The sequence below is a fragment of the Methylobacterium sp. WSM2598 genome (assembly GCF_000379105.1).
In the GTDB taxonomy this organism is placed as follows: Bacteria; Pseudomonadota; Alphaproteobacteria; order Rhizobiales; family Beijerinckiaceae; genus Methylobacterium.
Genome location: NZ_KB900609.1, coordinates 1,429,270 through 1,442,918 on the forward strand (window position 1 = coordinate 1,429,270; position 13,649 = coordinate 1,442,918).

General features: G+C 66.5%; 11 protein-coding genes, 1 tRNA gene and 3 pseudogenes. 8 read left to right on the forward strand and 7 right to left on the reverse strand.

What is annotated here, in order from left to right; all coding sequences use genetic code 11:
* The coding region (locus tag MET2598_RS36070; protein WP_036270288.1) for an integrase core domain-containing protein at positions 1-269 on the forward strand (269 nt) is incomplete at its 5' end.
* Here MET2598_RS36070 and MET2598_RS0106750 read toward each other — a convergent pair.
* Both MET2598_RS0106750 and MET2598_RS0106755 read right to left on the reverse strand, forming a co-directional pair.
* On the reverse strand, positions 252-974 hold the full coding sequence (locus tag MET2598_RS0106750) for an ABC transporter transmembrane domain-containing protein (protein WP_018260314.1): 723 nt from the start codon (positions 972-974) through the stop codon (positions 252-254). The genes MET2598_RS36070 and MET2598_RS0106750 overlap by 18 nt on opposite strands.
* Positions 975-1,490: 516 nt before the next feature.
* On the reverse strand, positions 1,491-2,699 hold the full coding sequence (locus MET2598_RS0106755; RefSeq protein ID WP_036270289.1) for an IS701-like element ISMtsp19 family transposase: 1,209 nt from the start codon (positions 2,697-2,699) through the stop codon (positions 1,491-1,493).
* A gap of 240 nt (positions 2,700-2,939) precedes the next feature.
* Here MET2598_RS0106755 and MET2598_RS0106760 point away from each other — a divergent pair, with 240 nt between their 5' ends.
* Positions 2,940-3,167: a hypothetical protein gene (locus MET2598_RS0106760; RefSeq protein WP_012333170.1), complete on the forward strand. Its 228-nt coding sequence runs from the start codon at positions 2,940-2,942 to the stop codon at positions 3,165-3,167.
* Here the strand turns inward: MET2598_RS0106760 and MET2598_RS0106765 are convergent.
* Positions 3,154-3,735 carry a helix-turn-helix transcriptional regulator gene (locus MET2598_RS0106765; protein ID WP_026190564.1) on the reverse strand — a complete coding sequence of 194 codons (582 nt, stop codon included), beginning with the start codon at positions 3,733-3,735 and terminating at the stop codon, positions 3,154-3,156. The two genes, MET2598_RS0106760 and MET2598_RS0106765, sit on opposite strands and share 14 nt — an antisense overlap.
* Before the next feature lie 149 nt (positions 3,736-3,884).
* On the opposite strand from MET2598_RS0106765, the pseudogene MET2598_RS42630 reads away from it, so the two are divergent.
* Together MET2598_RS42630 and MET2598_RS0106775 are read left to right on the forward strand one after the other, a co-directional pair.
* Positions 3,885-4,080, forward strand: a pseudogene (locus MET2598_RS42630) (IS66 family transposase); the annotation flags it as partial.
* Positions 4,081-4,297: 217 nt separating this feature from the next.
* The gene (locus MET2598_RS0106775) at positions 4,298-4,594 is read left to right on the forward strand and encodes a hypothetical protein (RefSeq protein ID WP_018260318.1); all 297 of its coding nucleotides are present in this window, start codon (positions 4,298-4,300) and stop codon (positions 4,592-4,594) included.
* A 1,016-nt stretch (positions 4,595-5,610) separates the two neighbouring features.
* Here the strand turns inward: MET2598_RS0106775 and MET2598_RS36075 are convergent.
* The 3 genes and pseudogenes from MET2598_RS36075 to MET2598_RS0106790 form a co-directional block, all read right to left on the reverse strand.
* Positions 5,611-6,362 (reverse strand): annotated as a pseudogene (locus MET2598_RS36075) (IS6 family transposase).
* Positions 6,363-6,488: 126 nt separating this feature from the next.
* On the reverse strand, positions 6,489-8,315 hold the full coding sequence (glmS, locus tag MET2598_RS0106785; RefSeq protein ID WP_012333168.1) for a glutamine--fructose-6-phosphate transaminase (isomerizing): 1,827 nt from the start codon (positions 8,313-8,315) through the stop codon (positions 6,489-6,491).
* 125 nt (positions 8,316-8,440) lie between these two features.
* Positions 8,441-8,515: transfer RNA gene (locus MET2598_RS0106790), tRNA-Ile, on the reverse strand.
* A gap of 437 nt (positions 8,516-8,952) precedes the next feature.
* Here MET2598_RS0106790 and MET2598_RS0106795 point away from each other — a divergent pair.
* The 4 genes from MET2598_RS0106795 to MET2598_RS0106815 all read left to right on the forward strand — a co-directional run bounded on the left by MET2598_RS0106795 (position 8,953) and on the right by MET2598_RS0106815 (position 13,547).
* Positions 8,953-10,722, forward strand: a complete 1,770-nt coding sequence (locus MET2598_RS0106795) for an HlyD family efflux transporter periplasmic adaptor subunit (RefSeq protein WP_026190565.1) — start codon at positions 8,953-8,955, stop codon at positions 10,720-10,722.
* Positions 10,723-10,732: 10 nt separating this feature from the next.
* On the forward strand, positions 10,733-11,272 hold the full coding sequence (locus tag MET2598_RS42060) for a glycosyltransferase (RefSeq protein WP_198293002.1): 540 nt from the start codon (positions 10,733-10,735) through the stop codon (positions 11,270-11,272).
* A 43-nt stretch (positions 11,273-11,315) separates the two neighbouring features.
* Positions 11,316-12,559 (forward strand): IS3 family transposase gene (locus MET2598_RS0106810; protein WP_085984585.1). Its coding sequence is split into 2 segments (ribosomal slippage): positions 11,316-11,640 and positions 11,640-12,559, totalling 1,245 coding nucleotides; the frame shifts between segments, so codons are not numbered across the junction.
* 37 nt (positions 12,560-12,596) lie between these two features.
* The gene (locus MET2598_RS0106815; protein WP_269083037.1) at positions 12,597-13,547 is read left to right on the forward strand and encodes a glycosyltransferase family 2 protein; all 951 of its coding nucleotides are present in this window, start codon (positions 12,597-12,599) and stop codon (positions 13,545-13,547) included.
* On the opposite strand, the pseudogene MET2598_RS40785 reads toward MET2598_RS0106815, so the two are convergent.
* Positions 13,544-13,649 (reverse strand): annotated as a pseudogene (locus tag MET2598_RS40785) (IS481 family transposase); the annotation flags it as partial. The gene MET2598_RS0106815 and the pseudogene MET2598_RS40785 overlap by 4 nt on opposite strands.

The following is a 13,649-nucleotide window of genomic DNA, read 5'->3' on the forward strand; positions in this document are numbered from 1 at the left end:
ACCAGGCTGAACTACGAAGCCGCGGGATCACCATTTCGATGTCTGGCAAGGGCAACTGTTATGACAATGCGATGGTCGAGACGTTCTTCAAGACGCTGAAAAGCGAGATGGTCTGGCGCACCGTCTTCTACACGCGTGCCGAGGCGACCGAAGCCCTGGCCCGCTACATCGATGGCTTCTACAATCCCTGCCGGCGCCATTCCGCGCTCGGCTTCGTCAGCCCTGTCCGGTTCGAGAGGCGGGGCACCTGTTCAACCGCTCTCTACTAAACCGAAGCAAGTCCACTTTCCGTTGACCTCGTCCCAGCGCGCGCCCAGGCGCGGGCTCATGCCCATGGCGGCGATGACCTCGGCGTTGCGGCGGCAGGTCTCCGCGAGGCTGATGCGGGCGGAGCCGTGCTGGGCGGCCTCCTTGACGGGCCTGCGCGTGAGGGCCTCGGTGCAGGCGGTGAACAGCACCAGGACGAGGGCGCCAATCGTCGCCGCCACGCCGATCAGCGGGTGGAACAGGAAGCAGATGGCGAGGTAGAACGGCGTCCAGGGCAGATCGAAGAAGCCGATCGGCCCGCCTCCGGCTAGGAAGCCGCGGACCTGGTCGAGGTCGCGCACGGGCTGCAGGCCGAGGCTGCCGCCTCCGGGCGAGAGCGGCAGGCGCGCGACCAGAGCGAAGACGCGCGGGCCGAGGCGCTCGTCGAGGGAGCGGGCGAGGCGGGAGAGGACGCGGCTGCGGAAGAAGTCGAGGGCGGCCTGCCCGGCGTAGAGGCTGGCCGCGAGCACCGAGAGGGCGATCAGGGTGGGGACGCTGCGGCTCGGGATGACCCGGTCGTAGACCTGCAGCATGTAGAAGGAGCCGGTCAGGTAGAGGATGTTCACCAGGGCACTGAACAGGGCCAGGGCGATCAGCGCCGCGCGTCCGGAACCGACGGCCGCGATGAGGCTGGTGTCCGACTTGGGTTGAGGAGCTGGCGAACGCACGCTGGTCCTCCCTCGACTTCTTCAGGCCGCAGGGATCCGTGCTCTCAAAGCAGAGCCTCGAGAGGATGTCGTTCCCTGTGTATTTCCGCTCAAGCGGTCGCGTTGATGCCCCGAGCGGCATTCTCCGTCACCGAGCTGGTGACTGGCCACTTCTTGCTGCTGTCCGCCTGCTCCAGGTTGTGGAGCAGGAATAATCAGCAGATCGGGCGTAGCACACAGGCGAAAGCCGATTCATTCCCCATATGATGTATGCGGCCGAGAATTCGCGCGACTTAGGTGATCTTGCCTAACATTACAGTTGCGTTTTTGTGCGTGCTGGCTGACGGCTGGCCCGGCTTGGCGTCCGGCGCTGCCGCCGCCGTTTGGCGTCTGACGCGCGCTGTTTGAGATGTGCCTGGCGGGCGGCCGCCTGATGCGCCCGTCGCCAGAGCGACCAGGCGATGACGTGAGCGGGTTGAATGCGCCGCTGTGCCATCCGCACCGCGATGCGGCGGATCTCCTGGACCGACCAGCGGATCAGCGGGCGCGCGGTCTCGGCCGGGCTCGGCTTTTTGGGGGCGGCGCGTTGGCGTGATGGCGGATCACCGTCAGCAGGGCGAAGGCCATCATCACCAGGCTGACGTGCCGATGCCAGCCGTGCCAAGAGCGGGTCTCATTGTGTGTCAGCCCGAGGTCGGTCTTGGCCGTCTCGAACGCGTCCTCGATGCTCCAACGCCGTCCCTCGACGCTGACCAGGATCTGGATCGGCGTGCCGGCCGGGCACCAGGTCGTGAAGTAGGCCCGCTCGCCATCGCTCAGGCTGCGGCGGATCAGGAGCCCCCGCGTCCACAGGCCGGTCTGGTCGTAGGCGGCACCAGCGAGGTCGGCCAGTTCGCAGTAGGCCCAGTCGTACAGCCGCGCGCCCTTCGTCCCGTCGCCCGCCGACAGGCGCGTCCAGGCCGACGGAGCAAGGCCATCCGCGATCGTCTCGGCGGTGCCGGCCACCAGCGGCTTGCCGGCCCAGGAGTTGAACGCGTGATCGCTCTTCNCCCCGAGCACGTANCCCTTGCCCGCCCGCCGCAGGGCCATCTCGATCTCGCCGACCCCGTAGACGGTGTCGGCCGCTACCCAGGAAAACGGCACGCCGGCAGCCCTCGCCCGCTCGATCATCGCCAGAGCCAATCCCGGCTTGGTCGCGAAGGTCGTCCCCTTCGGCACGTGGGCGGCGGCCAGCCGGGCTGGATCCGAGGTCCAGGTCTGGGGTAGGTACAAGGCTCGATCGATGAAGGCATGACCGTGCCGTGAGACATAGGCCGCGAACACGCCGATCTGACAGTTCGTGATCTTGCCGGCCGAGCCGGTGTACTGGCGATGCACGCCGCACGAGGCCTTGCCCTGCTTNAGNAAGCCGGTCTCGTCGAGAACCAGAACCGCGTCCGGGTCGGCCAGCGTCTCCAGAGCATAGTCACGCACCACGTCGCGCAGAGCGTCGGCGTCCCAACGTCCGCGCCCCAGCACCGCCTGCTGGCGCCAGGGCCCGGGATCGCCCGCGGCTTCCGCCCGCATCCAACCCGTCTTGCGCCGCTCTGCACCGAGCAGTCCATCCAAGAACGCTCCGGCCGAGGCGGCGACCCGGCGCTGGGTGAACAGAGGCCGCATGCGCCCCTTCACCTCCCGGAGCGACGAGGCCCACAACTCCAGCGTCGCCTTGACCGAAGTCTCCGACGTCCATGATGCGCGAATCATGGCGACGCAAAGAGTCAGAACCTCGCCGAAAACGCAACTGTAATGCTAAGCCAGCCTCCGGACGGACCGGTCCCGCTTTGCGGCCCAGGCTGCTCTCTGGACGCTGTCATCTCACCGTGGCCCTCAAGCTCCGACGAAATGCGGCGCGTATATCATTTGGGGGTTGCCAAGCGCAGCGGAGGCTGGAAACTCCGTCGAAGTCCTCAGGGTGAGGACCGCGCACTCGAACTGGAGCAAGCGATGTCGTCTTGCTGCGAGTGGCAGCCCATCAGCACGGCCCCGCGGGATGGCCGGCCCTTGCTGGTGTTCCACACGGCCTGGGATCTGATGCAGGTCGGGGTCTGCTACGGCGAGACGCAGCCGTGGCAGCAGCCCAGCGGCGATCTGCTCCAGACGCCCATGTACTGGATGGCGCTGCCCCGTCCTCCTCTGCGGCCCCCCGGCTCGGACGGCCTCACGGCAGAATAGCCAAGCGGGTCAGCAGGGCCACGAGTTCCGCCTGCCGATGCGTGTTCGTCTTCGCGAACACGGTCGCGAGTTGCTTGCGGACCGTCCCGACCGCCACGTGGGCGGCGTCCGCGATCTCCTCCGGGCTCCTGCCGGCCGCGATCTCGATGGCCAAGCGAGCCTCGGAGGAGGTCAGGCTGAAGATCCTCTTCAGCACCTCGGGCGAGGGATGGGGGTTCGCATCCAGGTTGACGAGAATGACGACCTTGTGCGGCCCGCCCGGGGCGGGCTGGTTGATGGAGACGGTGCGCACGATCAAGGGACGGCCAGCATCGCTCACGTCCTGCGGGACGGCGATCCAGTCCGCCTGGCGCGAGTTCAGAGCCGCCTCGGTCTGGGCGCGCAGAACTTTGTCGAGGGCAGCGCGACACAGAGCCAACCGATCCTCGCCCTGCTCGGGGTCGGCTTGTCCCGCGAGCAGGTGCTCGGCCGTCCGGTTGATCCGCAATACCTGCCCAGTCTTGCCCAGAAGGAGACCGCCATATCCCATGCAGTCCAGCGCCTCCAGCAAAGGTTGGCCGAGTGGCACGGTGAACGCCTTTCAGTGTTTGAGTAAAACTTCACTGGTAACAGGCGCGCGATCCTCCCTCATACCTCAAACAGGGTATGCGGATTTGGATCTCCGTTGATGTCAGACTCCTCTTATGCTTGACAATTAGCTTCACAGCTGGCGATGCTGAACATCGCGGCCGCGTGGAGGTCGCCAACAACGGCTGCGAGCGAGCCCTGCGCCCGACGATGGTGCGGCGGACGGTGACGAACGGCTACCAGGCGATGTGGGCGGCCGCGGGCGAGGCGGACGTGCGCACGGTCGTCGGCACTCCCGGCTCACGGGGCCGACACCTTCGCCAGCCTCATCAAGACCATCGGCGCCCGATCGCTTCCCGCGCCGCTCTCCCTCATCACAGACAAGGTGAACCGGCCCATGCGCAGCGCCGTACCTGCTCGGTGATTACCTGGTCTGCAAGCAGTCTCAGTAATCACCTGCCAAACACCTCATACGTCAAATGCATGATGTAATCCCGCAGTGGCGGTGATTAGCTCACAACTCTGGCAAACCAGAAGCCAGGAATCCATACTGGGAGGACACTATGGCCAAGGACGTCGTCTTCAAGGATGGCCCAGTCAAGCTGTCATACGGCTCAGGCGACACATTCGTGTTCAAGGCTGGTCCCTTGCACGCGACCGGAGATTTCAACGATACGGCTACCGGATACGCGGGCAGCTTTGACGCAAAGCTCGGACCCGCACATGCGGATGGCAGCTACACCTACAATGCCATCACGGGTGATCTTTCTGTCGATTTCACAGATGCTACATTTCACCACCAGTCGGTCGACATTCCATCTTTCACGGTGAATGCTGACTTGTTCGGCTTCCACTTCTGAGCCCGTGTTTGCAGCCGATTTCGTTGCAGGCTGCCGATCCCGGTTCGGTGCAAACTCTCAGCCCGCCACGGCTCCGCCGTGGCGGGCTACCCTTCGACTCCTCCTGCGACCAGGCGCTCACGGAGGAGTGGAACGTCTTGAGGACCGGGAGCGGTTCAAGGCGGTTAGGCGGAGCCCCTGGCGAAATTAATTTCGCCGCTCGCGGCGCCCGCCCGCGGACGCCGAAACCCGTCGCGGGTGCCGAAGTACCCGCGGGGACCGCCTTCCTGGTCCTATGGTTCGACCGTTCTGTTCATCGTTCGGCTGAGCGAACACGGGCAGCACGTCACACGACGCCCACGCATGAGCTTTCGGCCTTGCCGCGCCCCGCTTCCGCAGTGGCGCTGCCGCACCTCTAGAGCAGCACCCGATCACGTTGCAACCGGGTGCCGCTCTCGATCTTTGATCTTGCCGCATGTTCTGCGACGAACCGGCATCCACTTCGTCGGAAAATGCTCTAGGTGGCGACGGTGGCCCTGCGACCCTGCCTTCCGGCAGCCCGACCCGGGTTCCGTTGCTCTGGATTCACAGATCTATCCCGATCAGTAGGCGTGCCCTGCACAGATCTGTACCCTCCCCGTGCGGATGAGGTGGCAGGCCTACGGGCTTCCTGGTTGAGGGGCCACCGGAGCGTTGGGGCGGGCGCCTGCCGGCCCCTCGCGAGGCGCAGCCAGGAGCGCCACTCCTCCGAGACGAGGCGCACCACGTTCGTGTCATTCCGCCAGCCGGTGATCGCCCGCTCCTCGACCGTCACCAGGCCGAGATGGGCGGCCTCGCGCAGCAGGGCGTTCCTCACCAGGGTCTCGCACACGCCCGCGAGGGCCGCGATGTGGCCCACGGCCAGGCGGCATCCCCGCGCCGGCAGGCCTCGGCCGCCACCACGGCCAGGACCGCGATCTCGCCGAGGGTGAACCGGGCCGCGAGGGCGTGTCGCAAACTCGGGAGCAGGCCGCAGAGCGGGCTCTCCGTACCCGCTTTCATGCTTTGTTCGTGACGGCGAGGCCGAAGCAGGACGCGACGAGCTGGTTCTGCTCCCGCACCGTCCACGCCCCTGAGAACCCGAAGCCCTTGCGCAGCCACAGCATGGCCTCGAGCCCCTGGATCGAGCGCCGCGCCGTCGCGAACGACCGGAACCCGCCCACCCGCGGCATCGGCCGCTTCACCCGGAAGTGGTCACTCTCGATCCCTTGCTGCAGGTGCTTGCTGACGTGATGAATGGGTGTGCGCGGCAGCAGGCCCTCCTTGCGGCTCTCGGTGATCGCCGGCGGGTACGGGCCAGCACCATCCGTACCGATCCGGTCAGGAGCGAGCAGCGGCTCGGCCGAGAGCATCTTACGGAAGAACCGCTTGGCGGCCTCCAGGTCGCGGTTGGCGGTGAGCAGGAAGTCGACCGCCTGCCCGTGCTTGTCGACGGCGCGGTATAGGTAGCGCCACTGGCCGCGCACCCGGACGTAGGTCTCGTCGACGCGCACGGAGCCGCAGTGCGGTTGGCGGAACCGGCGCAGGCGGCGCTCGATGGCGGGCGCGCAGGCCAGCACCCAGCGGTTGATGGTGGAGTGATCCACCTCCATGCCCCGCTCCAGGAACATCTCCTCGATGTCGCGGTAGCTCAGCGCGTAGCGCGGTACCAGGAGACGGCCTGGACGATGAGGGCGGCTTCGAAGTGCCGGCCCCGGAAGTCGCCACGGGCCTGGCGCTTCAGCGTGAGGGCGAGGGCCCTGAGGATCATGGGCCGGCTCCGGAGGGAGGCGGCAAGCTGGGCAGCTATGGCTAACGACCGGTGAACGGCGGCCCATCCGCGTTTGCGACAAGCCCGCCGGAACTGCCGCGTCCAGGGCCATTCGACCGTGACGGGTCACTCCACGGTGACGGACTTGGCGAGGTTGCGGGGCTGGTCGACGTCCTTCCCCAGCACGACGGCGGCGTGATAGGCCAGCAGCTGCAGCGGCACCGCGTAGACGATCGGCGCCACCACCGGGTCGAGATCCGGCATCATCAGCGTCGCCAGCGTGTCGAGCCCCGCGGCCTCCGCACCGCGCGCGTCGCCGATCAGCACGATCCGGCCCCCGCGCGCCGCCACCTCCTGCATGTTCGACACCGTCTTCTCGAAGATCGGGTCGTGCGGCGCGATCACGATCACCGGCACCGCGTCGTCGATCAGCGCAATCGGGCCGTGCTTCAGTTCGCCCGCCGCGTAGCCCTCCGCGTGAATGTAGGAGATCTCCTTGAGCTTGAGCGCCCCCTCCAGCGCCATCGGGTAGGCGGTGCCCCGCCCGAGGTAGAGCACGTCGCGCGCCTTGGCGATCTCGCGCGCCAGCCCCTCGATCGCGCCCTCCTGCTTGACCGCTTCGGCCATCAGCCCCGGCACCGTGATCAGCGCGTCGACGAGCCGGCGCTCCTGGGCTGCGTCCAGCGTCCCGCGCGCGCGCCCCGCCGCGATGGCGAGGCACAGGAGCACGGTGAGCTGGCAGGAGAAGGCCTTGGTGGAGGCCACGCCGATCTCCGGTCCGGCCAGCGTCGGAGCGACCGCCGAGGCCTCGCGCGCGATGGTCGAGGTCGGGACGTTCACCACTGCCAGCGTGTGCTGGCCCTGGGCCTTGGCGTAGCGCAGCGAGGCCAGCGTGTCGGCGGTCTCGCCGGACTGCGAGATGACGAGGGTCAGCCCGCCCGTCTCCAGCGGCGGCTCGCGGTAGCGGGTCTCGGAGGCGACGTCGATCTCGACCGGCAGCCGCGCCAAGCTCTCGAACCAGTACTTGGCCACCAGCCCGGCATAGTAGGCGGTGCCGCAGGCGGTGATCGACAGGCGGGTGAGCGAGGCGAAGTCGAAGGGCAGCGCCTCGGGGAGGGCGACGCGCCCGTTCGCCAGATCGACGTAGTGGGCGAGCGTGCGCCCCACCACCTCCGGCTGCTCGTGGATCTCCTTGGCCATGAAGTGGCGGTGGTTGCCCTTGTCGACCAGGAAGGACTGGGTGGCGATCCGCTGGCGGGGTCGCGCGACGATCGCGCCGGTCTGGTCGCGGATCTCGGCGCCCTCCCGGGTCAGGATGGCCCAGTCGCCCTCGTCGAGATACGTGATCTCGTCGGTGAAGGGGGCGAGCGCCAGCGCGTCCGAGCCGAGGTAGGTCTCGCCTTCCCCGAAGCCGATGGCGAGCGGCGCGCCGTGGCGGGCGCCGATCAGGAAGTCCTCCTCGCCCGCGAACAGGAAGGCGAGCGCGAAGGCGCCGCGCAGGCGCGGCAGGGCCGCAGCGACCGCCTCGCGGGGGCTCAAGCCCTGGTCCACGCCGCGGCTGACGAGCTGGGCGACGACCTCGGTGTCGGTCTCGGTCTCGAAGACGCAGCCCTGGGCCTGGAGCGCGGCCTTCAGTTCGCGGAAATTCTCGATGATGCCGTTGTGGACGACGGCGAGGCGGGGCGTGGCGTGCGGGTGGGCGTTGGTCTCGTTCGGCCGGCCGTGGGTGGCCCAGCGAGTGTGGCCGATGCCGATGGCGCCCGAGAGCGGGCTCTGGACCAGCTTGAGCTGGAGGTTCGACAGCTTGCCCTCGGCGCGGCGGCGCTCCAGGCAACCGTGCTCCAGGGTGGCGATGCCGGCCGAGTCGTAGCCGCGATATTCGAGACGCCGCAGGGCGTCGACCACCTGTCCCGCTACGGCACTCCGCCCGACAATTCCCACGATGCCGCACATGCTGTCCGCCCCAATCTGACCGGAGCGTCCCGTTCCGGCACGCCCGCCCGCAATCCGTATCCCGGCCGGCGCAAGGACTGGACCGCCCGCCTCACAATTGTGCTCCACTGCCGCGCTCTCGTGGATGGTGGCCCGGCAAGACGTGACCCTGCAACGAGACCGTTATGAGCGGCCGGCTCTAACCATTGAGCCACGGGCACGAGAGAGCGGGACGGACAGATAGACGGTTAGGCTTCGTCTCCTCTGGCGAAAAGCCAGAGGACAGAAGCACGAGCCGTCGCCCGCCGCTACCCAGTCTGAGTCCCGCTCAGCGAGGGCTTGTATCAGCTGTTAATATTACCCGCAAAACTGACTTTGATTTGAGGAAAACGCCACCTATCCAGGGTTAGGAATTGATGAACGGTTGGCGCAGAGAAGGATACCACGATGGGACGCGACTGCTCGGCACCATCACCGCGTCGGCCGTCCAGGCTGAACTTCCAACGCGAGTGCCGGTCGCTCACGCTGTGGCAGTTTTGTGTATGCAGACCATGGTCTCGGCCAATTCTTGATATCAATGACCCATACTGTCGTTGGAACCCATACAGATAGAACATCTGGTGCGAGTATCTTCTGTATATCACAGAAAGGCAAGCAAATGACCGGTATCGAAGCTAGCGATGTACTGCGAATTGCAGTGATCAGCGGGCTCATCGGATTCGGCGTGTTCTGCGCTTCGTTCAGCCTCGCCGTATGGTTTCGTCGTAATCGCGCAAAGCCAAATCGCCCCGCGCGCCTGAGCTTCTTGGCATTGGTGTTGGGTATCTTCGGCGCCGCTGGGAATTGGGCGTACAATGAGTTTTCTAGCCGCACCGGCATTGTCGGTGGCCAGGATCTCTTTGTCGTTCATGCCAAGCGCAACGTCACTACCGATAAGCTGGCGCCGGAGGGTCGGATCGAGCAGGGCGAGCGACTGATCGAGTTCCTGCCGCCTGCAATCGATGGACAGTTGGCGGTGATCGACAGCCACATCAAGCAGTCGGAAGCGAAGATCGCCTACTTCAATCTGCGTGCGCTGCCGGTCGATTCCATGCTGCTGCAACGCCAAGCGCAGCTTCGCCAGCAGATCGATCAGGCCAAGCAGATGCTGCTCGACATCCAGAAGTCGCGCCGCGAGGCCGAGCGGGCGCAGCTCGACGCTCAGACGCAGTATGCCGAGAAGATCAGCCAGTCCGACCTTCAGGGGGCGGCCGAGAAGCAGGCGCTCGCCACCGCGGCCTCGCAGATCGAGATCGCGACGAGCGCAGCCAGTCGCGCCGAGAACTTGCACCGCACCGGCACGGGCACGCTCGTGGCGGTGGAGGATCGCACTGCGACCTTGCTGAACTACACGCTCTCGCGCAACCGCGCGCAGGCGAACCTCGCCTCGCTGGAGAAATACCGGTCCGCACTCGACCAGAGCTACGGCCGCACGCTGAAGTCGCTAGCGATACAGATTAGCAAGCTCGACGGCGACATGAGCCTGACCCAGCAGACCATGGATGGCCTGAACTGGGAACTGGCCAAGATCGAGAAGGCCGTGACGGAGGACCGCGCCCGCGCCGCCGACGCCACGGCGCGCGAGCGCGAAGCGGCTGTGCACGAACTCGAAGGTCTGAAGGCCGAGCGGGTCGCCCTGCTCTCGGCAACCCAGGTCAAGGCGCCGTTCTCCGGCGAGATAGTCTACCGTCATCCCGCGCCTGGCTTCGCGCCCGAGAGCACGCCGGTCCTGGCGGTCTCGAAGGGCAGCGGCTTCGTCGCCCGCGTCTGGGTGCCAACCGGGGACCTTGATGCGCTGAAGCGGGAGAAGAAGGTCCAGTTGGCCCTGGAGCAGCCAATCTTGAACCGGTTCTTTGAAGGCTCCTACCGCTCCTACGAGGAAGCTCCTTACGAGAAAAACAGGGTCATCGCACACTTCGACGCGAAGCTGCCGCTCGAAGCCATCACCCTGCTAGCCAGCGCCGGAAATCCCGTGCAGGTCAAGCTTCTGTGGCGGCCCGACCTGACGGCGAGCTTTGCCTTTCAGTGCAGCCTCGCGCTGATGACGCTCGGCTGCATCGGCGCGGTCACGTGTGGCCTGCGTCGCGCCCCGGCCGATGTGCCTGCGGTGGCTCACCACGCCCCCGCCCACGAAACCCAACTGCGCGAGATGGCCCGAGACCTACACAAGCAGCTTCGCGACGGCACCCTCGACGAGGACCCCGACCTCGCCCGCGGCGTGGTCCATCTGGTCGAGCGCATGGGCGAGCCTGTGGTCGATGCCCTGCGCGAGGAGATCGTCTTCGACGAGGAGTTCGAGCGCGCGCTCAGCCGCCACCGAGACGACCCGGCTTTGATGGGGCTGATCAACAAGGTGCGTAATGCTCCCCTCACCATTCAGTACGCCTGACATGACCGCAATGACCGCACCTGTGCCCGCGGGAGAAATCGTACCCACGGGCGAATTTCGCGCGAAAGTCCGCTCCTACCCGCGCTGGATCGTCAACTTTCTGGCGATCATCACCCTCGCCTACGGGCTTGTCCTCGGCGTGACGCTGCCCTGGACGATCCAGCAGACCCTGTTCGACCCGGCCTCGGGGCTGACCTCGAAGGGGCCGTTCACGACGGCCTGGGGCATCTTCCTGATCGTCATCGGGGCGAGCATCATCGCGCGCTGGCTGGTGATCCAGGCCATGGCCTTCTACGAGCACGACCGGGTCCGCCGGAAGCCGCCCGCCGAACTGCCGAACCCGGCCCCCTTCGTGTCAATTCTGGTCCCGGCCTTCAACGAGTCCGAGACCGTGATCGGCGCGCTCACCTCGTTGATGACTCTCGACTACCCGAATTACGAGATCATCTTCGTGGATGACGGCTCGACGGATGACACCTTCATCAAGGCGTTCCCGCTTGCGGGTCAGTACGGCAACTGCACGCTGCTCCTCCGCCTCCCGGTTGCTTGAGACACCCCAGAAGCGGACGGTCTCCGCGGCAGGGGTGAGAACGATGACGACAGACGTGAAGGCAGGTGCAGAGGCGGCTGGTCCTGGCCGAGGCGGGCGCATGTCCCGGCAGCGCAAGCGTGATGCGGTGCTTCGACTGCTGCGCGGCGAGGACCTGGAGAACGTCTCGCGTGGCCTGGGCGTGACCGCCGCGACCCTGTCGGGCTGGCGCGACGCCTTTCTGGCCGCGGGCGAGGCGAGCCTGGCGACCCGGCCCACCGAGCCCGAAGCCCTGGAGAGCGGGCGGTTGAAGGCCAAGCTCGGCGAGATGCTGTTGGAGCGTGAACTGCTGGAGGCCAAGATCGCCGCCCTGGAGGCGCGCGGCCCCGGCCCTTTGGCCCGCAGGAGGTCGCGGCGATGAGCCGGGCCGTCTCGCCGTCCAGCGGCACAGCTTACGGGCTGGTCCGCGTGTGCCGGATCTGGGGCGTGTCGCGCGCCACCGTTCACCGCCACCTCTCTCCTGCTCGGTCCGAACCGGCGCGGCGTCCTGGCCCGGTCGGGCCGATGCCGGATGCGGCACTGCTGGAGGCGATCCGCGCCACCCTCACCGGCAGCCCCTTCCACGGCGAGGGTCACCGCAAGGTCTGGGCGCGGCTGCGCCACACGGGCGTGCGCACCTCCAAGCGCCGCGTCCTGCGCCTGATGCGCGAGCATGATCTGCTCGCCCCGTCTCGCGTCGGCGCGCCGCGCGGCCCGCGCACCCACGACGGCACCATCATCCCGGACGCGGTGGACACGCTCTGGGGCACCGATCTGACCACCATCTGGACTGGCGAGGGCCAGGCCGCGGTGTTCGTGGCCATCGACCACTGCTCGGCCGAGTGCGTGGGCCTGCATGCAGCGCGGCGGGCCACGCGCTTCGAGGCGCTGGAGCCGATCCGCCAGGGTGTGCGGCAGCGCTTCGGCAGCTTCGCGGCCAAGAGCGCCTCCGGCTTGAGTGTTCGGCACGACCACGGCAGTCAGTACATGTCGGACGACTTCCAGAAAGAACTGGCGTTCCTGGGCATCGCGAGTTCGCCTGCCTTTGTGCGTGCGCCGGAGGGGAACGGCTGCGCCGAGCGCTTCATACGCACACTCAAAGAGAACCTGCTGTGGGTGAAGCGCTTCGACACGGTCGAGGATCTCCGCCGAGCCCTGCTGGCATTTCGTGAGACTTACAACGAGACGTGGCTGATCGAGCGGCACGGCTTCCGCTCACCGGCGGCTATTCGGGCCGCGCAGCTTCCACCTGCGGCTCTCGCCGCATAGGGTTCAAACCGGTGTCTCACAATCCGCGGGCGGTACACTGCGGGTCTACACGAAGCCCAACGGCGGCAAGTGGTCGAGCCTGAACTTCGCCTACAAGAAGGCCAAGGGCGACCTGCTGCTCTGCGTCGACGCGGATTCCGGCCTCGCCAAGGACGCGCTGCGCGTCATGGTGCCCCGGATGTCCGAGAAGGGCGTCGTCGGCTGCGCCGGGCAGGTCACCATCCGCAACCGCAACAACTTCCTGACGAAGCTCCAGGCCGCCGAGTACCTTCTCGGCAACGGCGGCATGCGCATGGCGCTCAGCCTGATGGGCGTTGTGACGGTCGTGCCAGGCCCGATCGGGCTCTACAAGCGCGCTATTCTGGAGGAGATCACCAAAATTCCGCGCAAGCTCTCCGCCGCCGCGGCGGTGACCCATTCGGGCCCGGGCGCGGTCAATGGGCCGCTTTCCGGCGAAACCTTCGCGGAGGATTTCCAACTCTCCCTGTCGGCGCTGGCGCTGGGCGGGCGCATCGTCTACGAGCCGCGCGCTTACGCCTACACCAAGTGCCCAGACGATGTGGCGACTCTGATGAGCCAGCGCTACCGCTGGATCCGTGGCACATGGCAGGTATACATTGTTTACGTGCGCACGCTGAGCAAGCTCACCAACCGCGGTAATAAATCATCACTCCTCAACACCGTCATGGCGGTGCTCTACCCAGCGGATATCTTCCTCGTGCCGATCCTGAATTTCTTCTTCTGGATCTCCATCGCCGTCTCGATGGCCTCGGGCCAGTCAATGAACTTCATATTGGCCTGGATCGGCTCGGTCTTGCTGATGAACGTCATGACAGCGATGGTCTACATCCTCGAACAGGATGACGATATCGCCCTGCTGCCGCTCGTACCCGTCCTCGATCTCTACCAGAGCATCTTGATCAACAGCGCCTGGGTCATTGCCGCTGTCGATGAGGTGCGCGGCACCGGCATGCGCTGGAACGCCTAGGTGTATGGTCCCGGTATGAGGTGGTGCGGGTCGATTTTGAAGCGGTCTGGGTCTTTGGTCCAGGCATGACAGATGCTCTGGAACGGGGTCTTCCAGCGCAAC